This window comes from Bacillus nitratireducens (genome assembly GCF_036320425.1).
GTDB classification, from domain to species: domain Bacteria; phylum Bacillota; class Bacilli; order Bacillales; family Bacillaceae_G; genus Bacillus_A; species Bacillus_A nitratireducens.
This window is the reverse complement of the sequence record NZ_JAUMJO010000050.1, coordinates 1-543: the sequence shown is the minus strand read 5'-3', so window position 1 is coordinate 543 and position 543 is coordinate 1. Positions and strand designations below refer to the sequence as shown.

Sequence of the window (543 nt, the reverse complement as noted above, 5' to 3'; positions counted from 1 at the left end):
GCGTTCATCAATTCTCCATAGAAAGGAGGTGATCCAGCCGCACCTTCCGATACGGCTACCTTGTTACGACTTCACCCCAATCATCTGTCCCACCTTAGGCGGCTGGCTCCATAAAGGTTACCCCACCGACTTCGGGTGTTACAAACTCTCGTGGTGTGACGGGCGGTGTGTACAAGGCCCGGGAACGTATTCACCGCGGCATGCTGATCCGCGATTACTAGCGATTCCAGCTTCATGTAGGCGAGTTGCAGCCTACAATCCGAACTGAGAACGGTTTTATGAGATTAGCTCCACCTCGCGGTCTTGCAGCTCTTTGTACCGTCCATTGTAGCACGTGTGTAGCCCAGGTCATAAGGGGCATGATGATTTGACGTCATCCCCACCTTCCTCCGGTTTGTCACCGGCAGTCACCTTAGAGTGCCCAACTTAATGATGGCAACTAAGATCAAGGGTTGCGCTCGTTGCGGGACTTAACCCAACATCTCACGACACGAGCTGACGACAACCATGCACCACCTGTCACTCTGCTCCCGAAGGAGAAGC

At 53.8% G+C, this 543-nt stretch carries 1 rRNA gene; it reads right to left on the bottom strand.

The features are described 5' to 3' along the window. Positions 1-21 precede the first annotated feature (21 nt). A 16S ribosomal RNA gene (locus Q3V31_RS30785) occupies positions 22-543 on the bottom strand; the annotation flags it as partial.